The organism is Streptococcus parasanguinis (assembly GCF_964238605.1).
GTDB lineage: Bacteria > Bacillota > Bacilli > Lactobacillales > Streptococcaceae > Streptococcus > Streptococcus parasanguinis_AJ.
In genome coordinates this window covers 1-18,759 of record NZ_CAXSMM010000004.1, presented here as the reverse complement: position 1 = coordinate 18,759, position 18,759 = coordinate 1, and the positions used below count along the sequence as shown (strand labels likewise).

The 18,759-nt window shown below is 41.5% G+C and carries 16 protein-coding genes; 14 read left to right on the top strand and 2 right to left on the bottom strand.

Annotation, left to right across the window (positions count from 1 at the left end):
• The first annotated feature begins 183 nt into the window (after positions 1-183).
• The 13 genes from ACESR9_RS04350 to ACESR9_RS04290 all read left to right on the top strand — a co-directional run bounded on the left by ACESR9_RS04350 (position 184) and on the right by ACESR9_RS04290 (position 14,286).
• On the top strand, positions 184-1,533 hold the full coding sequence (locus ACESR9_RS04350) for a glucose-6-phosphate isomerase (RefSeq protein WP_049491423.1): 1,350 nt from the start codon (positions 184-186) through the stop codon (positions 1,531-1,533).
• A 126-nt stretch (positions 1,534-1,659) separates the two neighbouring features.
• Positions 1,660-2,553: a hypothetical protein gene (locus ACESR9_RS04345; RefSeq protein WP_373105754.1), complete on the top strand. Its 894-nt coding sequence runs from the start codon at positions 1,660-1,662 to the stop codon at positions 2,551-2,553.
• A 287-nt stretch (positions 2,554-2,840) separates the two neighbouring features.
• The gene (locus ACESR9_RS04340) at positions 2,841-3,713 is read left to right on the top strand and encodes an LPXTG cell wall anchor domain-containing protein (RefSeq protein ID WP_373105753.1); all 873 of its coding nucleotides are present in this window, start codon (positions 2,841-2,843) and stop codon (positions 3,711-3,713) included.
• Between the two features lie 118 nt (positions 3,714-3,831).
• Positions 3,832-4,923 (top strand): hypothetical protein, encoded by a 1,092-nt coding sequence (locus ACESR9_RS04335; RefSeq protein WP_373105752.1) that lies wholly within the window; start codon positions 3,832-3,834, stop codon positions 4,921-4,923.
• A 117-nt stretch (positions 4,924-5,040) separates the two neighbouring features.
• The gene (locus ACESR9_RS04330; RefSeq protein ID WP_373105750.1) at positions 5,041-5,739 is read left to right on the top strand and encodes a hypothetical protein; all 699 of its coding nucleotides are present in this window, start codon (positions 5,041-5,043) and stop codon (positions 5,737-5,739) included.
• A 5-nt stretch (positions 5,740-5,744) separates the two neighbouring features.
• On the top strand, positions 5,745-6,434 hold the full coding sequence (locus ACESR9_RS04325) for a hypothetical protein (RefSeq protein ID WP_373105748.1): 690 nt from the start codon (positions 5,745-5,747) through the stop codon (positions 6,432-6,434).
• A 14-nt stretch (positions 6,435-6,448) separates the two neighbouring features.
• Positions 6,449-7,354 carry a hypothetical protein gene (locus ACESR9_RS04320; protein WP_195311519.1) on the top strand — a complete coding sequence of 302 codons (906 nt, stop codon included), beginning with the start codon at positions 6,449-6,451 and terminating at the stop codon, positions 7,352-7,354.
• Between the two features lie 39 nt (positions 7,355-7,393).
• Positions 7,394-8,629, top strand: a complete 1,236-nt coding sequence (locus ACESR9_RS04315; protein WP_070594601.1) for a hypothetical protein — start codon at positions 7,394-7,396, stop codon at positions 8,627-8,629.
• Positions 8,630-8,694: 65 nt separating this feature from the next.
• Positions 8,695-9,393 (top strand): 2,3,4,5-tetrahydropyridine-2,6-dicarboxylate N-acetyltransferase, encoded by a 699-nt coding sequence (dapD, locus tag ACESR9_RS04310; RefSeq protein ID WP_049497728.1) that lies wholly within the window; start codon positions 8,695-8,697, stop codon positions 9,391-9,393.
• A gap of 53 nt (positions 9,394-9,446) precedes the next feature.
• Entirely contained in the window at positions 9,447-10,580 is a 1,134-nt protein-coding gene (locus ACESR9_RS04305; protein ID WP_373105746.1) for an N-acetyldiaminopimelate deacetylase, read from the top strand.
• Between the two features lie 109 nt (positions 10,581-10,689).
• Entirely contained in the window at positions 10,690-11,229 is a 540-nt protein-coding gene (locus tag ACESR9_RS04300; protein ID WP_049486373.1) for a 5-formyltetrahydrofolate cyclo-ligase, read from the top strand.
• A complete protein-coding gene (locus tag ACESR9_RS04295) occupies positions 11,213-11,890 on the top strand; it encodes a rhomboid family intramembrane serine protease (protein ID WP_049486372.1) in 678 nt (225 codons plus the stop codon). The genes ACESR9_RS04300 and ACESR9_RS04295 overlap by 17 nt, the downstream gene beginning before the upstream one ends.
• Positions 11,891-12,339: 449 nt before the next feature.
• A complete protein-coding gene (locus ACESR9_RS04290; RefSeq protein WP_049486371.1) occupies positions 12,340-14,286 on the top strand; it encodes a C69 family dipeptidase in 1,947 nt (648 codons plus the stop codon).
• Between the two features lie 161 nt (positions 14,287-14,447).
• Here the strand turns inward: ACESR9_RS04290 and galU are convergent, their stop codons facing one another.
• The gene (gene galU / locus ACESR9_RS04285; RefSeq protein WP_049491186.1) at positions 14,448-15,356 is read right to left on the bottom strand and encodes a UTP--glucose-1-phosphate uridylyltransferase GalU; all 909 of its coding nucleotides are present in this window, start codon (positions 15,354-15,356) and stop codon (positions 14,448-14,450) included.
• A gap of 45 nt (positions 15,357-15,401) precedes the next feature.
• Positions 15,402-16,418: an NAD(P)H-dependent glycerol-3-phosphate dehydrogenase gene (locus ACESR9_RS04280; protein WP_049516434.1), complete on the bottom strand. Its 1,017-nt coding sequence runs from the start codon at positions 16,416-16,418 to the stop codon at positions 15,402-15,404.
• A gap of 278 nt (positions 16,419-16,696) precedes the next feature.
• On the opposite strand from ACESR9_RS04280, the gene ACESR9_RS04275 reads away from it, so the two are divergent.
• A partial coding sequence (locus tag ACESR9_RS04275; protein WP_373105743.1) for a Spy0128 family protein occupies positions 16,697-18,759 on the top strand: 2,063 nt, incomplete at its 3' end.

Below are 18,759 nucleotides of genomic sequence, written 5' to 3'. Positions count from 1 at the left end.
AAGCTTCTTTTTTTGATTTTCTAGCCAAAAATAGTGCAAATATGCAAACGATTGCTATTGCGTCGTTGCTTGATTTGTGAAAATAAAAAAATTAGCAAATGAAAACGTTTCACAGGATGGTTTTCCTTGATTAAATCCGTGTAAAGCGATATCATAGAGAAGAACAAAATTTGGAGGAATAACATGTCTCATATTAAATTTGACTACTCAAAAGTTTTGGGTAAATTTGTTGCCCCACATGAAGTGGAATACATGCAACCACAAGTGACTGCAGCTGATGAATTGATCCGTAAAGGAACAGGTGCTGGTAGCGACTTCTTGGGTTGGTTGGACCTTCCTGAAAACTACGACCGCGAAGAATTTGACCGCATCTTGAAAGCTGCTGAACAAATCAAATCAGACAGCGATGTTTTGGTCGTTATCGGTATCGGTGGATCATACCTTGGTGCGAAAGCAGCTATTGACTTCTTGAACCATCACTTTGCAAACTTGCAAACAAAAGAAGAACGCAAAGCTCCACAAATCCTTTATGCTGGAAACTCAATCTCATCTACTTACCTTGCTGACTTGGTAGAGTACGTAGCAGACAAAGACTTCTCAGTAAACGTGATTTCTAAATCAGGTACAACAACTGAACCAGCCATCGCTTTCCGTGTCTTCAAAGAACTCTTGGTGAAGAAATACGGTCAAGAAGAAGCTAACAAACGGATCTACGCAACTACTGACCGCCAAAAAGGTGCTGTTAAAGTTGAAGCAGATGCTAACGGTTGGGAAACATTTGTAGTTCCAGATGATATCGGTGGACGTTTCTCAGTCTTGACAGCAGTTGGATTGCTTCCAATCGCTGCATCAGGTGCAGATATCAAAGCCCTTATGGAAGGTGCGAACGCTGCCCGTAAAGACTACACTTCAGACAAACTTTCAGAAAACGAAGCTTACCAATACGCAGCAGTTCGTAACATCCTTTACCGTAAAGGTTATGCTACTGAAATCTTGGTAAACTACGAGCCATCTCTTCAATACTTCTCAGAATGGTGGAAACAATTGGCTGGTGAGTCAGAAGGAAAAGACCAAAAAGGTATTTACCCAACTTCAGCTAACTTCTCAACAGACTTGCACTCATTGGGTCAGTTTATCCAAGAAGGAACTCGTATCATGTTTGAAACAGTTGTCCGTGTGGACAAACCACGTAAGAACGTGATCATCCCTACATTGGAAGAAGACCTTGATGGACTTGGTTACCTTCAAGGAAAAGACGTTGACTTCGTAAACAAAAAAGCAACTGACGGTGTTCTTCTTGCCCACACTGACGGTGACGTGCCAAACATGTACGTGACTCTTCCTGAGCAAGATGCCTTCACTCTTGGTTATGCCATCTACTTCTTCGAATTGGCTATCGCCCTTTCAGGTTACTTGAATGCGATCAACCCATTTGACCAACCAGGTGTTGAAGCCTACAAGAAAAATATGTTTGCCCTTCTTGGTAAACCAGGATTTGAAGAACTTGGAGCAGAACTCAACGCTCGTCTTTAATCAACAGACAAAACGATCTCGCAAGAGATCGTTTTTTTGTGTCTATTTCCCCATTTAGTGATGAATTGGCGCCTTCAGGTGATTTATGCTATAGTAGGGTAAGATAATAAAGTTAAGGAGTACGACATGTCAAGAGGAAGAAAAGTACAACGTGAATGGTCTAAGAATCATGGGAATCTGTGCTCTTTTCCGAGTGCATTTTCGGATGAAGGACCTCAAGGAGCGATTTTTGAAGATCAAAAGAAACAAATAGGATTTCGGATTTCACGTAACATAATCCGAGTACTCTTTTCAGTGATCGTTGTATTCGTATTTTTTCTGATAGGAGTCTGGTATTATAAAAAAACAGTCGTTCATAAACCCGTAAATAAGATCATAAGATCTTCGGAAAGATATCAAAATAAGAAATCTTCTACCAGCCCTTCAAATACTCAAGCAAGCAAAAGTGAGAATAAAAAAATTGGATATATATTAAAAAAAGAAAATTCTGAGTGGGTTGATCCATCTCAAGTAAGAGCTTTTTCAGTTGATGAAGTTTTTGAGTTAATGGATGCTACAAAGAAGCCAACGATAACATCTTCAGAAGTAATTGAGAAATATGGAAAGGCGTTTGCAGGTTTACTTGATTATAATTCCTCGGGGAAAGAACGAGTAACCTTTTATTATAAGCTTTCTGACCAACAGGGTTTTTTCAAAATTGTTATTAATGAGTTTGAAGGAAAAAGTCGTGTTGAGCGTGTCTATCTTGAAGTGACTAAAGCTCAAGCGGGCATGGCGAATAAAACTTTAGAAGAATATCGTTCTTATTTACCTAAAAGTGGCCAGGAAGGGATTGGGTTAATGGAGGCTATAAGTCAGTTTGGAATTCCTAAGAATAGTTACAGTAACAACCTGTATGAAGGGGAAAATAGTTATATATATATTCTATACTTTACAACAGATCAAAGAAAAATAACCTTATCATTTAAAAAGAATCAGCAAGGGGAATACCGACTTGAAAATGTAGCAACATCTGGATAAAACGATCTCTCAAGAGGTCGTTTTTTTACTTGTAAAATAATTTCATAATTTTTCCCTTAAGATTCAATTATATAAACACTAACTAGTTATTATTCTTGATCATTTGCTAAACTCATTTCTAAAATACTGATGATACAGGGTTTCTAGCTAGACAATAGCTACAGGCACGGATTTTATACTCAAATCCTTTAATATAGAAAGTTATTTGAATATAAAAGTTGTCATTTGTTGTTTCATATTATAAAATGAAAGACGAATGAAAAATAATTGAAAAAGGAATGAAAATTATGAAAAAGAACTTGGCTAAATTCTTGTTGCTTTCATCTATGCTTGGTGGAATGGCTATTGCTCACCCAGTATCTGCGAATACAAAAGCTGCGGTTTATGAGTACAGAAATGGTCAGCTAGACCTTGTTCAAAAACCAACATATGAAGGTTTCGAATCGAATCAGCTTTCTTTGAAATTGAAAACAGGTCGTGTCGATGTAGTGGGAGCGCGTGAAGGCAAGAAAGAAAGTGCGCATGATGCAGGAGCCTACCAATTTGCATTGATTTACAAATCTGAAGGTGGCGAAGAAGAGACCGTTGCTAAAGGGCAAAATACAGCAGATGGGACGATCGAATTTGAAGATGTGGATCTATCTGGACTGAATTCTGGGACTGTTAAACTCTACATTCGTCAAACCACAAAGGATGATGGTCGTTTTAAACAGTTGGATAATGGAGAAGGGGAGGTAACAGTGTCCCTTGCTTACGATGGATCAGGACGCTTGATGGTGGATTCACTTGAAAGTTCAAATCCAATTTATCGTAATTTTATTGCAGGCTATAACGGTTCTGAGACAGGAGGATCCACTTCACCAAGTACAACAAGACCTTCCTCAAGCTCAAGTAGCTCATCTTCAAGTTCAAGTAGCTCAAGTAGTTCGTCTTCTAGCTCAAGTAGCTCATCGAGCTCATCTTCAAGCTCCTCAAGTTCGACTTCTTCATCGAGCTCAAGCTCTTCTTCTAGTTCTTCCTCAAATTCAAGCGACTCAAGCAAATCTGTAGTTGGCCGTTTATTGCCAAAAACAGGTCAAGAAACAGGTGTCGTTTTGGCAACATTGGGCTTGCTCTCACTTGCAGGGCTTGCTATTGTCTCCCTTCGCAAGAAATTTTAAGATAAGCATCTAAAAGGTCGGATATCTCTCCGATCTCTTTTAGTCCATCCAGACAGGAGTTGGTCCTTGCTTGGTTTTATGTTATAGTAGAAGAGAAGAATAAAAAGGAGAATTCGAAATGTCCGAGAAAGATCAAGAACAATTTATGAAACATACTCCCGTAGAGGGTGCGCCTCAATTTGATGTGGCTACGCCAGCCTTTGTCCCAAAAGAAGAAGCCGAAGACTTGGTCGTTCCAGAAGCTAGTGGCCTTTCAGTGACGGAGACGGAAGCAATGAAAGAAGAGGCAGACAAGCCAGCTATTTCAGAAGCAGTGGAGCTTCCAAAGGTGGATGAAGCAACTGTTGGAGAAAATCCAGATGTAGTTGCTGCTCCCCAACCGACTCCTCCATTCCAGCCTGCGCCTCAAGCTCCTCAAAACATGGCAGCTGAACCAATTGGTCCGCAAACAGTGCCTGTTCCTGAGACACCTATTCCACAAGCTCCTCTTTCTCCTGTTGGAAGACCGATGGATACTGCTGACAAGAAGGCGATTCGTTTTGCCCTTGGGATTTTAGTTGGTCTCCTCATCGGTGGAGTCAGTGGCTATTTGATTGGTCATGCTAGCCCGAGCACCACTTCCTCAAAAAAACATGCTTCTGCCTGGTCAGGCAACCAATCTGGTTCTTCTTCCAATATCGATTTGGAGCAATTGACCGCAGAAGATGCGGAAGCTGATTTTAGCTGGGAACAATCTGATATCGAACAACTTCAGTTTTTGACTAGAAAGGATTCTGGGGAGACTCCTGAGGAAATGGTCGACGCTTATGGAAAGGCTAGTTCCGTCCAATTTGATAGTGGAGAATTGAAATTATTCTGGGATGATAACTCTTATAATAAAGAGGTAAAAGCGACCTACTCTAAGAGAGGAAAAGAATTACAGCTTGTCAAATTTGAATTTAATCAATTTGGGAAAAATCTTACGGTTGAGGATAACTTTGCAGATGGATTCAAAGTTGGAAATAGTGAGACTGGTGCTGGAGGAACCTCTTACAAAGAGCTTTTAGAAAAATACGGTGATGCAGTCAATCTGACGGTGAGTTCATCTGATGATTCAGACGAGATAGAATTGGTCATGGACTTCCAAAAGAAAAACGGGGACTATGTAGATTTGACCTTTATTCGCCAAGAAAATGGAGATTTCCTCTTGAGCAGTAAAGACAGCTACTAAATCAATGAATAAAAGAAAGAGGCAAGCGCCTCTTTTTTGGGATAAGACGAGACAAATACGCTAATTTTCTATACAATAGAAAGAGTTTGAATAGAAAGAGCATGAAGGATGGAAGAAATGAAACAGTGGATAGAACGTCATAAGCGGATCCTCCAAAAAGCTGCAAGTGCTTTGCTGGCTTTTATGGTTGGTGTTTGCTTGGTGTTTATGATTCATCCAGTGAAAATCTTGCCCAAAGATCGCTTGTTGAGTTTGTCTCGCATGCAAGAAGATAGCCAGCGATTTGTCGCGTCTTCTTCCAAAGAGCCGGCTTTAGAAGACTTGTTGTCATTGGACCTTGCAAGAGAAGAGGGAAAGACGCAAAAAAATTGGGCGACTTTGTCTGCATTTGTCAAAAAATTTGGAAAAGCAACGAGTTTTACACAAGAAGATACGAGTTTTGGAGCGCAAGTCCAGCTAGGCTATGGGACTCCTGTGCAGGGGATTTATCCTTATACCATAGAATTTCAAAGGCGGGATGATACCTTTTATTTGAACTCGATTCAAGGATTTGCGCCCAAATCGTCTCACTATCAGAGCAAAAAGAACTTAAAACTGGCAGATTTTACAAGCTATCAGACGCTAGATGGAAAAAAGGAAAAGGGGACAGCAGTAGAAGATGTCTTGAAAAAATCAGGTCTTCCCAATTCTCTTAGTTTGACCTCTGCAAAGGACAAGCAAGTCTTAGCCCTGTCTTATCAGGTGACAGATGGACTGGTCTCTTTGACTTTTGAACGCGACCAGACTGGTCAGTTTCGTTTGACGAAGAAGGGGTGAAGCAGATGATCGAGTGGATGAAAAAGAATCGAAAAGAACTCTTGCTGCCGTTTTTGTGTTTTGTTTTAGGACTCTTACTTGCGATTGCAAGCATCCAGGTGCAGGAGCAGGAAACCGATACCAAGAAGGACCAAACACTGACTCGTTTCCAGCCAAAGGATTACAAGAATTTGGTCAGCAAGGAACAAGAAATCAAGCAGTTTAAATGGACCATCGAAGCTGTGGCGAATTTGAAAGTTCGTCTCAAGCAGAGTCAGCAACCAGGAACCCGCTTGGAAACAATTGTGACGGAATGGGGAAAAGCCCAAAAAGTTAAGTATACAAAGACAGCTCAAGGAGATAAAACCGTTCTTGTCTTGACTTATGCAGCTAAGCAAACCGATCAGGGTAAGAAAAGTGTGACCTTGTGGTTTGAACAGGAAAAAGACCAGGGGTATCGCTTGATGATGGTGGATGCGACGAATTTGTTGGACGCAAAAGAGAAGACAAGCAGTGAGAAAGAAATCACTACTGAAAAAGAGAAAAAAGGTACAGAATTCGCCCAGCTTATTCAGCAACTAGGAAATCCTCAACGCTTGGTCTGGGGGGAAATGCCAGATGGCGGAATGGGCTATCGCGCGACTTACCAGCTACCAGGGCAGCCAGAAGTGGTGATGGAATTCAAGAAAAAAGCCAAGAAATTAGTGTTGGTATAAGAAAGGAGACATCATTGGACAATCATCGGACAGATATCAAGGCAGATTCATCTCACCAGGGTGGGAGCCGCTTGATTTCAGAGGCTGACCTTGCTTCAATAGGGATGGACAATCATCAGGATACTAGAAGCCATTCAGATACGATGGCGTCTTCCCCTTCTTCCTCAAAAGAGAGGATTGGTTCGCTTTTGCGATTTTTTGGGTGGTTCGCCTTGTTAATGGCTTTTGTGTTTGTGCTTCAAAACGAAGTTAATAAAAGCTCTTCTTCATCTTTTTCGAGTGAGGGGATCAATGGTTTATCACGTGATAGTATCAGAACGGAATATCTGACCAGTGAAAATAGTTCTTATATCGCCTCAGCTAATGAATTTCAATTTCAGCCAACCTATGAAAAGGCAATGTCTCTTATTCCTGATTTTGCAGTGGAAGAAAAAAAGACCTCTTTTGGGACGGTAGACCCACAAGATGTCGTTGCAGCATTAGGTAAAGCAAGGAGTGGGGAAGCAAAGTATAGTGATAGCAGTTCCAGTCCCTTTTTGCTGACCTTAGATTACCAATCAAAGGATGCAGATGGGAAGGTTCTTCTTGAAAAAACAGGTGCCTTTTACAGGATCTCTTTTTTAAGTTTGAAACACTTAAAAAGTGACCGATTTGCGAATAAGAACGGGAGCTTGACGAAGGACGATTTTGCCGCTATCAAGGTCGGAATGCCTTATTTAGACCTACTCAATACGGTAGGGATTCCAGATGAAATAGATGTGTCTGGACTTTTAGGTTACGGGGAAGCACCTTCCTTTACTTATCAATTATCGGATTCTCAAACGGTTCAAATCCATTTTGATAGCCAGCAAACCATCAAGGATATCAAATCGAAAGAGGTAGCGACCACACCAGCTTCCTCTACATCTACAGCACAGTAAAAAAATCAGCCGAAGCATTTTAAATAAAAGGAGAGGACAATGGGAAATAAAGACTGGTCGCATCTACGAAATGAGCACCAGAGTCGGTTTTCGAAAGGCCAGCCGAAAGAAACACCCTTAGAAAAAGGAAGTCCTGAGAAGCTAGAAGATACGCTCGCAAAAGAGCCAGAAGTGGTAGAAGTCCCTGCTTTTCAGGAAGAGGTGAAACAAGAAGAGGAACGAAAAGACGAACCAGCGATTGGTGTGAAGGAGGATTCGTACGATTCAAAGGAAGCGTCATTTGCTACACCTGAAGAAGAATCAGCTCAGGTCGTTCTTGCTACACCACTAACAAAAGAAGCAAGGTCAGAAACACCAGCACAAGATACAATAGGTCAGTCTCCTTCAGCTGAGAAAAAAGTAGAGCACCAGGGTGGGAGTCGCTTGATTTCAGAAGCCGATCTGGCTTCAATAGGCGGAAGCAGGCATTCAGAACCAAGACAACCTGTACTAGACTCCCAATCGGATAGGGCGAAAACCTACTCTCCTTCCTCTAATAGTGGAGGGTCTTCGCTGGCAGCCTTTTTTGGATTATTGGCCATGCTGGGATTATTTGCCTATCTGGCTTCAGGAGGTATTCATAGTTCTTCTACTACTAGTGAATATGGAAGCACTAGCTTGTCTTATGGAACTAGAAAGGAAACCTTGAGAGGTGGTACGAGTAGCTTGATTGCTCCGGAGAGGGAATTTCAGTTTCAAGTGACCTATGAGAAGGCCATTTCCCTGATTCCTGGTTTAAGTGAGGGAGATCAAGGACGTACCTCTTCAACTTCTCTGTCTCCACAGGATGTGGTAGCTGTACTGGGGAAGGCTAGCAGTGGAGAAGAAACCTACCAAGAAGGTGGTGTCAGTCCTTTTATGACCCAATTGGAATATCAGACTGAAGGCTCTCCTTCTTCCGTAACAGTTTTACTTTCAAAAATTGGTGTTGATCGTTTATCTTCTCTTGATTTTAAAAACTTAAACAGTGAGCGATTAGCCAATAAAAATGGTAGCTTAAGCAGAGAAGATTTTGCCAATATGAAAATAGGAACGAGCTATTCAGATCTTGTGAATACAGTAGGAATTCCTAGCAGTGTTTCTTGGTCGAGTATGCTGGGTTCAGAGTCCTTCTTAACCTTTTACTATAAGCTTTCTGATTCGCGCTCCGTCATTATTCACTTTGGAAGTAATCGGACTATTAGTGAAATCAAGGGTCTAGAAGATTCAGCGACATCAACTTCCACGTCGCCTTAGGTGTCCATCTCACTAGGATTGTGGTATAATATGGATACCTTTAATTGAAATGAATGGAGAATCTCATGACTGCACAAAAAATGTCTGCTCAAGAAATTATCGCTTTTATTGGGAATGCAGAAAAGAAAACCAATGTGAAAGTAACCTTTGAAGGGGAATTGGCAACAGCTGTTCCTACTTCTGTTACCAAGCTTGGCAATGTTTTGTTCGGTGACTGGAAAGATATCGAGCCCCTTCTTGCTAACTTGACTGAAAACAAGGATTATGTGGTAGAACAAGATGGCCGTAACTCAGCTGTCCCATTACTGGATAAACGCTACCTAAATGCGCGTATTGAACCAGGCGCTATTATCCGTGACCAAGTAACGATCGAAGACAATGCGGTTGTCATGATGGGTGCTGTCATCAATATCGGTGCTGAAATCGGTGCAGGAACCATGATTGATATGGGGGCTATCCTTGGTGGCCGTGCTACTGTTGGTAAAAACAGCCACATCGGTGCAGGTGCCGTTCTTGCAGGAGTCATTGAGCCAGCTTCTGCTGAGCCTGTTCGGATCGGTGACAATGTCTTGGTCGGTGCCAACGCTGTTGTGATTGAAGGAGTTCAAGTTGGAAACGGTTCAGTCGTTGCCGCTGGAGCGATCGTTACTCAAGATGTCCCTGAAAATGTGGTTGTAGCTGGTGTCCCAGCTCGCATCATCAAGGAAATTGACGAAAAAACACAACAAAAAACAGCCTTGGAAGACGCTTTGCGTAATTTATAAGATATGAAGTATAGAGGCCGTAAGGCCTCTATTCTAATAGAAAGAAGACAACGATGACATTGGATTTAATCAAAATCAGACGGGATTTGCACCAAATCCCTGAAATTGGCTTAGAAGAATTTGAAACACAAGCTTATCTCTTGGACCGAATCGCAGAGATCACAGAAGGCAAAGACTTTGTAGAGCAACGGACCTGGCGGACCGGGATCCTGGTGTATCTCCATGGGTCTGCACCTGAAAAAACCATCGGTTGGCGGACAGATATCGATGGTTTACCGATTGTGGAACAAACGGGCCTTGATTTTGCCTCTAAGCATGAAGGACGGATGCATGCTTGTGGTCATGATATGCACATGACAACAGCCCTAGGGCTTTTGGATCAACTGGTCCAAGTGCAACCAAAAAATAACCTGCTCTTTCTCTTCCAACCAGCTGAAGAAAATGAGGCTGGTGGGATGCTCATGTATAAGGACAATGCTTTTGGCGACTGGCTCCCTGATGAATTTTATGGTCTGCATGTACGCCCTGATTTGAAGGTGGGAGACATTGCGACCAATACGGGTACCCTTTTTGCAGGGACCTGTGAAGTCAAGATCACCTTTACAGGAAAGGGAGGACATGCTGCCTTTCCACATGAGGCCAATGACGCTCTTGTAGCAGCCTCTTACTTCATTACCCAAGTCCAATCGGTCGTGAGTCGAAATGTCGATCCAATTGAAGGTGCTGTGGTGACCTTTGGTTCCATGCATGCAGGAACCACCAATAATGTGATTGCTGAGACCGCCTTCCTTCATGGGACCATTCGGACCTTGACCATGGAGATGAACCTTTTGACTCAAAAACGGGTCAAAACCATTGCAGAAGGAGTTGCAGCAGCCTTTGATGTGAAATTGGACCTGGAACTTAAGCAAGGGGGCTACCTGCCTGTGGAAAACCAACCAGAATTGGCCAAAGAACTCATGGACTTTTTCACAGCTGAGGAAGACGTGAACCTGATTGATATTCTGCCTGCGATGACAGGAGAAGACTTCGGCTTTCTCTTGAGCAAGGTCCCTGGTGTCATGTTCTGGCTGGGAATTGATACCCCTTATGCCTTGCACCATCCAAAGATGAGCCCAAATGAAGCAGCCCTTCCCTTTGCTGTGGAAGACATTGGTAAATTTTTGAAAATGAAAGCTAACCAATAAAGGAATGATTCAACTCCGTCTGGAGTTGGATTTTTATTTTGTTGTATAAAAACTGTTCGGATCTTTCCTAAAAAATGATACAATTAAAGCTAGACAAAAGGAGTAGGGAATGAAGAAAACACTACGAAAAGAAACCATTGCAGCCATGAAACAGTTGCCAGAATCCGTGAAAACTCAAGCAGATGAAGAGCTGACTCAGCGCCTCTTGGAGCTGCCAGCTTTTCAGGAGGCAAAGACCCTTGCGACCTATCTGTCTTTTGACCATGAAGTTTCCACAGCTAGCTTGATCCAAGCAGCTCTTCAACTTGGAAAACGCGTCTGTGTTCCCCGTACCTATCCACAAGGGCGAATGGAATTTGTGGAATACGATCCTAATATTTTGGAAAAGACACGCTTTGGTTTGCTGGAGCCCAATGAAAAAGGAAAGCTTGTGGAACAGTCAGAGATTGATCTGATCCATGTACCAGGCGTGGTCTTCCAGTCAAAAGGCTACCGAATTGGCTATGGTGGTGGCTATTATGATCGTTATTTAGCAGATTTTACTGGAAAAACGGTTAGTACGATTTATTCCATCCAGCAGAAGGATTTCCAGCCAGATACGTTTGATCAGGCAGTTCAGGAGGTGCTAGTCTATGAAGTTACTCTTTGATCGTCGTTATCCTGTGACCAGCCTCTTGTTGCTCGTCACAACGGCAGTCTTTCTTTCCATGTTTATCCGATTTGGAGGCGACTACCAAACAGGTGCTGCTATTTACTATAGCGGTGGTATTATTGGAGAGGTTGTGAAAGTCGATCCTAGCCAGTTATGGCGAATAGTGACAGCTACATTTGTTCATATCGGCCTAGAACATTTTGTGCTCAATATGATCACCCTCTATTACTTAGGACGTTTGGCAGAAGATCTCTTTGGATCGAAGGCTTTCTTAGCTCTTTATCTCTTATCAGGCATGATGGGTAATGTCTTTGTTGCTATTTTTACGCCAGATGTGATTGCAGCAGGAGCTTCTACAGCCCTCTTTGGACTGTTTGGGACCATTGGTGCGCTGCGCTTTATTGTCCAAAGTCCCTATATTCGCCACTTGAGTCAGTCCTATACCAGCTTGATTGTGGTCAATTTGATCTTTAGCTTCATGCCAGGAATCAGTATGGCGGGGCACATCGGTGGCTTAGTAGCTGGGGTCATGTTGGCTTATGTCTTTCCAGTAAGAGGGGAAGCTCGTTTTATGAACCGAACCTATCAGATGAGTGCAGCCCTCTCTTATCTCTTGCTTTTGCTTTATTTCTTAGGTAAAATCTTGAATCTATTTTAAGAAGAGGCTAGGACAAAAGTCCTAGCCTCTTAATTGTTTTTGGATTGTCGAGCAAGACGCAGTGGTTGAGTGGGCTCTACTACGCTGATTTCATCAGCTTTTACAGCCCTACTCAACTGTGCGGAGGTGGGACGACGAAATCGAATTCTAACGAATTACCGATTTCTGTCCCACTCTCTTTTTTTCCTAAAAAATGTAGCAAAATCGTAAACTAACAGAAAATTGTTTGAAATGCAAAGGATTGTATATATTTATTATAATATATTTGTAGAGGCTAAATGAGCCTTCTATTGCTAGGTCCATAGAGAAGGTAATCATGGGTAAAAAAGTATAAAAATGCAAAATAGAAAGCGCTTGCAAAAGGGTTGAGAAAGGTGTAAACTGGAGATATAAAAACCAAAAATAGTGCTATTTTGTCAAAAGTAGTGCAAAAACAAAGGAGATTTGCCATGAAAAAATGGTTGTTAAAACTCTCATTGGTAGCGATGACACTTTTACTCCTACCAATTCAAGCTGTTCAAGCCTGTTGCGGTTTTATCATTGGTCGCCAATTGACCAAGGATGGGACCACTCTCTTTGGTCGGACAGAAGACTACCCTTACTATCCAAATGGTGGAAAGCACAACAAAAACTTTGTAGTTGTTGATGCGAAGAACTATAAGGAAGGGGATCAACTGGAAGACGAATCTAATGGTTTTACCTATCCACATGCTGCTAGTGAAATGAAATACACAGCGACTTATGACTCTGCTCGTGGAGATGGTAGTAACGGTGCTTTTGGTGAACATGGATTTAACGAAGCCGGCGTTTCTATGACCTCAACTGTTACAGCCATTCCAAACAAAAAAGTCTTGAAGACTGACCCATTGACAGAAAAGGGAATTCCAGAAGCTGCCATGCTTGATGTAATTTTACCTCGTGCAAAATCTGCTCGCGAAGGAATCGAATTACTTGCGAAAGTCATTGAAGAAAAAGGTTCAGCTGAGGGGAATACAGTTGTTATTGCGGACCAGAAAGAAACTTGGTACATGGAAATTCTTTCTGGTCACCAATATGTAGCAGTAAAAGTCCCAGAAGACAAATATGCAGTCTTTGCAAATACCTACTACCTTGGTCATGTGGATTTGAATGACAAGGAAAATGTGATCGCTTCGAAAGATGTCGAAAAAGTAGCCAAAGAATCTGGTAACTACAAGACAGACAAAGATGGTAACTTCCATATCGCTAAATCTTATGGACCAGAAAAATATGCTGAAGGAGACCGTTCACGTACTTACGCAGGAATCACTCTTTTGGATCCAAAATCAAAAGTGACTTATGAAGATGATGAATACGAACTCTTCCGCTCACCAACAGATCCAAACAAGAAATTTACTTTGGAAGATGCCTTTGCTCTCCAACGCAACCGTTTTGAACATTTGAATGGTCGTTTTGTTCCAGACGATCAAATTGGTGTCAAGAAACAAGGGGATAATGGTAGCAATGATGCTGTTCGTAAAGACCAATACAAGTATGCTTTAGGAAACGAAAACGTTATTGATGCCCATGTCTACCAAATCAATCCAAAACTTCCAAAATCATTTGGTGGTACGTTATGGCTTGGTATGGGACCATCTCGGAACACTCCTTATGTTCCATTCTATGGTAATCTAAAAGATACTTACGAAGCTTTCAAACCTCAAACAGCAACTTATGATCCAAATTCATGGTATTGGACAGTATGGCACATTGACAATATGGCGATCAATAACCAAGATGTCTTTGGAAAATCAGTCCAAGATCACTGGAAAGCTCTTGAAAAACAATTTATTGTTGATCAAGAAAAGAAAGATATTGAATATTATGCGTTGAAAGATCAACCGGAAGCTGCAAAAGCTGCCGAAGATAAGGTGACAAAAGATGCACTGGAATTGTCTGATCGTCTTTTCCAACACTTCAAAGATTATGAAAAATTAATGGAAAAACAATTAGAGGCAGCTGGACGTAAATCTGATCCATATCGTGCTTCTCAACCAGATAATTATAAAGATCCTGAAGAACCTAAGAAACCAGATACACCAAAAGTTCCAGAAAAACCACAAATCAATGAAGATGTGAACAAAATTAAAATTCCAGCTCCAGATTATGTAGCAACACCTTCTAATAAAGACATTCCAGCAAATGCAGAAGGAAATCCAAATAATCGCTTTGGCTATGCTGCTAACAAGGATAAACAACCTGCTGTATCTTCGAAAGTAGAAACGCCTGTGAAGCCAGAAGAAAAAGTTCAATCTCCGGTTGAAGCTCCTGTAGTAGGAAACAGTGTAAACAACAATAATCGCTTCGGTTCTAACTTTAATCCAGGCGAAATTGAAACTTTCCCAAATACAAATTATTCTTACAATGTTCATCCTTAAACAATAAGAATAAAAAGTAAATTGGACCAAGTCCAATGAAACGAAAGAGGCCGGATTTTTATCCAGCCTCTTTTTTATAAAAAAAGACTGACCATTGTAGGGCAGCAAAGCTCTTACATGATATGGCCAGTCTCTTTTGTATTCTGTAGATTTGAAAATGATTAGTCTGCAGTTTGTTCAGTTGCTTCTAATTTTTTTCCAAGGTCAATAATATATTGTTTAAGATCATCTTTGACTTGAGGGTGTTTCAAGGCATAGTCGATCGAAGTTTTCATGAAGCCGAATTTATCACCTACATCGTAGCGTTGGCCTTTAAATTCACGGGCAAAGACTCGTTGGGTCTTATTGAGGGTGTCGATCGCATCCGTCAATTGAATTTCATTGCCAGCACCTGGTTCTTGATTTGCAAGAATATCAAAGATTTCAGGAGTCAAGAGGTAGCGTCCGATAATGGCGAGATCACTTGGAGCATCCTCTGGGTTTGGTTTTTCGACAAAAGTTTCAACGCTATAAAGACCGTTAATACCTTCTCCTTGAGGTGCGATCACACCGTAAGAAGAAACCTCTTCGTGAGGGACTTCCATCACAGCGATGGTTGACGCATGGGTTTCATCGTAGTCGTTCATCAATTGTTTGGTCAATGGCAAGGCATCATCATTAGTGATGTCCATGAGATCATCTCCCAACATAACGACAAAAGGCTCGTTTCCAACAAAGGCTTTGGCTTGAAGAACAGCGTCCCCTAAACCTCGAGGGTGACTTTGGCGGATGAAATGAAGATTGATCGCTGTTGTATCATTGACCAACTTGAGTAAGTCAGTCTTGCCTTTTTGCTCGAGATTGTATTCCAATTCGAAGTTAGAATCGAAATGGTCTTCGATCGAACGTTTGGCCTTCCCTGTTACGACAAGGATTTCCTCAATCCCAGATTTCAGAGCCTCTTCTACGATAAATTGGATCGTAGGTTTGTCAACGATTGGCAACATTTCCTTTGCCAAAGCTTTGGTAGCTGGGAGGAAGCGTGTCCCCAAACCAGCCGCAGGAATGACTGCTTTTCTAACTTTAGTCATATAGTTTCCTTTCTAAAAGGTAGGATTGATGTTAGGGTGGTTGACTTATTTCCACTCATTTTCTTCTTTAAATTCATTGCTCATCATGTGGTGGATGGCTTCGCGGATATCTTTTCCTTCATAGATGACTTGGTAAATGGCTTGTGTAATCGGCATGTAGACATCCAATTCTTGGGCCAGCTCGTGGGCGACTTTGGTCGTAGAGATCCCTTCAATGATCATACCCATGTTGGCTTCGATATCTTCCAATTTTTCGCCACGTCCGAGAGCATCCCCAGCTCGCCAGTTGCGGGAATGGACAGAAGTTCCGGTAACGATCAGATCACCAACCCCAGACAAACCGCTATAGGTCAATGGGCTAGCTCCGAGCTTAACGCCAAGGCGCGTGATTTCAGCGAGACCGCGCGTGATGATGGCTGCTTTGGCATTGTCCCCATAACCAAGACCGTGCAGGGCTCCAGCTCCGACTGCGATGATATTCTTCAAGGCTCCAGCAGTTTCCACTCCGATAACATCTGTATTGGTATAGAGACGGAAGTAGTGATTGCTAAAGAGTTCTTGAACATAGCGTGCAGCTTCTAAATCTTTTGAAGCTGCTGTAATGAGGGTGATGTCCCGTACGATGGTCTCCTCTGCATGACTCGGTCCAGAAACGACCACTACTTCACTGCGAAGAGAAGCAGGGATTTCTTCTTCAAGGATTTGAGAAATCCGATCGTGTGTACCAGGTTCGAGCCCTTTAGAAGCGTGCATGACTGTGACAGGGTGATCCAGTGTTTCAGCGACTTGTTTAGCGACCAAGCGGGTCACCTTTGTAGGAACGACAAAAAGGATAGCATCCACGCCGTCCAAAGCTGCTTTCAGATCGGTCGTAGCAGTAATCTCTTCGCTAATAACGATGTCTTTGAAATAGCGTTGATTGGTATGAGCGGTATTGATTTCATCGATTTGTTCTTGGATATTTCCCCAGAGACGGACTTCATGGCCGTTATCATTGAGGACTTGTGAAAGGGCTGTTCCCCATGAACCAGGACCCAATACTGCAACGGTTTGTTTTTCCATTGTATCTTCCATTTCTATGTCTATTTTTTCAACAAGGCTAGGAAATCTAGCGCTTGCACCTTCGAAACGGCCGAATGTGTGCCTTGAAGGACGATTCTATTTTCCTCTCTATTTTAACATAATATAGGTAAAAAAACTTGTATGATCATCAATTGTTTTGTGAGGACATTTCATTTTGACAAGATGCTAAATAAAAAAATGCCACCTTTTACTTGTATTACTACTAATTTGTGATATAATATTTTTTGCCTATTATTATGAATATAAGGGGAGATAAAATGAAAAAATTGGCAATATATCTATTGATGATGCTTTCATTATTGATGGTATGCTTTACGCTTTTTTCTAAAATTGTAAATGCAGAAACGTCAAAAAAAGTGGATGTCATCACAAATGTAAAAGTTCAAAACAATGATGGCGGGGATTTAACAGCTCCGCTTGGAAGATACGATACTTTCCGTCTTAATGCAAAGTTTGCTTTGGAAGGAAAAAACGTTAAAGCAGGAGATACGACGGAAGTAGTTATTGCTTCTCCAATTGACATCAAATCGCAGGATTTTGAAATTAATGACTCCATTACTGGTAAATTGATCGCTAACGCAAAGGTTGATGCAACTACTGGTAAAATTGTCTTGACATTCACAAAGTTTGTTGAAGAGAAAAATGATATTTCAGGTTCGTTCTTCTTCTATGCTGGTGTTAATAAAGATAAGTTTCCAAATGATGGTAATGCGCCAGTTAAGGTCTCTGTTAATAACAAAGTGAAATTCGATGGTACAGTAAAAAGTGGGACTGTCGGAGAAGGTAAACGGTATACTATTATCAAATCTGGTTGGGATAATGGAGATCACAAGAGCCTAGGTTTTCGTATTTCTGTAAATAGGACCAACGAGGCAATCAGCAATGCAGTTCTTTCAGATTCTATGGAATCACCAGGTGTAACCTACAAGGCTGGTAGCTTTAAGATCTACAAAGGTACTTGGGATTACAGCACTGGAACATGGCAACTTAAAAACAAAACAGATGTCACCTCTCAATACACTGTAAATGCAACAGATACTACATTTACGATTAATCTAGGGAACATTTCTGCTAACGATCACTTTGCAGTTGAATATGAAGCAGTTGTTAACTATGATGCGGTTGACCGTGAGGTGATCAAAAATAAGGCGACTATCGTAGGTGATAATAAAAAACCATACGATTCAAATAGTAAAGTAAATATCCAAATCGCGGGTGGTGAAGGTGTTGGTTATGCCTTCGGCATTCAAGTTCATAAAGTTGACGAAAGTAATGAACCGCTGAAAGGTGCGAAATTCCAAGTTATCCGTCAAGCAACTGGCCAAGTATTAGGTGAGTTTGAATCAGATGCTAAAGGTGAATTTAGCCTTAAAGAACTCTTGAGAGATAAATACATCATCAAAGAAATTCAAGCTCCGAAAGGGTATGACTTGGCAGAAGATACAATTGTTGAAGCTAGTGAATTTACGACACCAACGAAACCTGTTAGCAAAACCATTGTAAACAAGAAAGAGAAGCCGGCCAAAACCCAAGCTGTTATTGAGCTGGATAAAGTTCTTACAGGTCGTGACTTGGTAGACGGCGAGTTTAGCTTTGAATTGTACGAAGGTTCAAACAAACTTCAAACAACTACTAACCAAAACGGGAAAATTACATTTGCACCGATTGAGTACACTGAAGAAGGTGAACACACATACACTGTGAAGGAAGTGAAGGGCGACAATGCCACTATTGCTTACGATGCTTCTGAAAAACAAGTGACTGTTAAAGTCACTCGTGATGGAGGAGCTTTGAAGGCAGAAGTCGTCTATCCAGAAAGCAAAATATTTACCAATGCCTTCACACCAAAGGCGGCAAATGCAACAATTGAGTTGACAAAAGAGTTGACAGGCCGTGACTTGGTAGACGGTGAGTTTAGTTTTGAATTGTACGAAGGTACAAACAAACTTCAAACTGTTACCAACAAATCTGGCAAAGTAACCTTTGATGCTATTTCTTACACAGCAGAAGGTGAACATACTTATACTGTGAAAGAGGTCAAAGGGGATAATGCTACGATTGCTTACGATGCATCTGAAAAACAAGTGACTGTTAAAGTCACTCGTGATGGAGATGCCTTGCAGGCAGAAGTCGTCTATCCAGAAAGCAAAATATTTACCAATGCCTTCACACCAAACGCAACAACTGCAACAATTGAGTTGACAAAAGAGTTGACAGGTCGTGATCTAAAAGACGGTGAATTCAGCTTTGAATTGTACGAGGGTGCTAACAAGCTTCAAACTGTTACAAACAAAAACGGAAAAGTAACATTTGCACCAAT

Bases quoted from the DNA above. Each gene is read 5' to 3' on its own strand.
- galU (WP_049491186.1), bottom strand. From the start codon at position 15,356: ATGACTAAAGTTAGAAAAGCAGTCATTCCTGCGGCTGGTTTGGGGACA.
- ACESR9_RS04290 (WP_049486371.1), top strand. From the start codon at position 12,340: ATGAAAAAATGGTTGTTAAAACTCTCATTGGTAGCGATGACACTTTTA.
- ACESR9_RS04280 (WP_049516434.1), bottom strand. From the start codon at position 16,418: ATGGAAAAACAAACCGTTGCAGTATTGGGTCCTGGTTCATGGGGAACA.
- ACESR9_RS04325 (WP_373105748.1), top strand. From the start codon at position 5,745: ATGATCGAGTGGATGAAAAAGAATCGAAAAGAACTCTTGCTGCCGTTT.
- ACESR9_RS04305 (WP_373105746.1), top strand. From the start codon at position 9,447: ATGACATTGGATTTAATCAAAATCAGACGGGATTTGCACCAAATCCCT.
- ACESR9_RS04330 (WP_373105750.1), top strand. From the start codon at position 5,041: ATGAAACAGTGGATAGAACGTCATAAGCGGATCCTCCAAAAAGCTGCA.
- ACESR9_RS04345 (WP_373105754.1), top strand. From the start codon at position 1,660: ATGTCAAGAGGAAGAAAAGTACAACGTGAATGGTCTAAGAATCATGGG.
- ACESR9_RS04315 (WP_070594601.1), top strand. From the start codon at position 7,394: ATGGGAAATAAAGACTGGTCGCATCTACGAAATGAGCACCAGAGTCGG.
- ACESR9_RS04295 (WP_049486372.1), top strand. From the start codon at position 11,213: ATGAAGTTACTCTTTGATCGTCGTTATCCTGTGACCAGCCTCTTGTTG.
- ACESR9_RS04340 (WP_373105753.1), top strand. From the start codon at position 2,841: ATGAAAAAGAACTTGGCTAAATTCTTGTTGCTTTCATCTATGCTTGGT.
- dapD (WP_049497728.1), top strand. From the start codon at position 8,695: ATGACTGCACAAAAAATGTCTGCTCAAGAAATTATCGCTTTTATTGGG.
- ACESR9_RS04300 (WP_049486373.1), top strand. From the start codon at position 10,690: ATGAAGAAAACACTACGAAAAGAAACCATTGCAGCCATGAAACAGTTG.
- ACESR9_RS04350 (WP_049491423.1), top strand. From the start codon at position 184: ATGTCTCATATTAAATTTGACTACTCAAAAGTTTTGGGTAAATTTGTT.
- ACESR9_RS04335 (WP_373105752.1), top strand. From the start codon at position 3,832: ATGTCCGAGAAAGATCAAGAACAATTTATGAAACATACTCCCGTAGAG.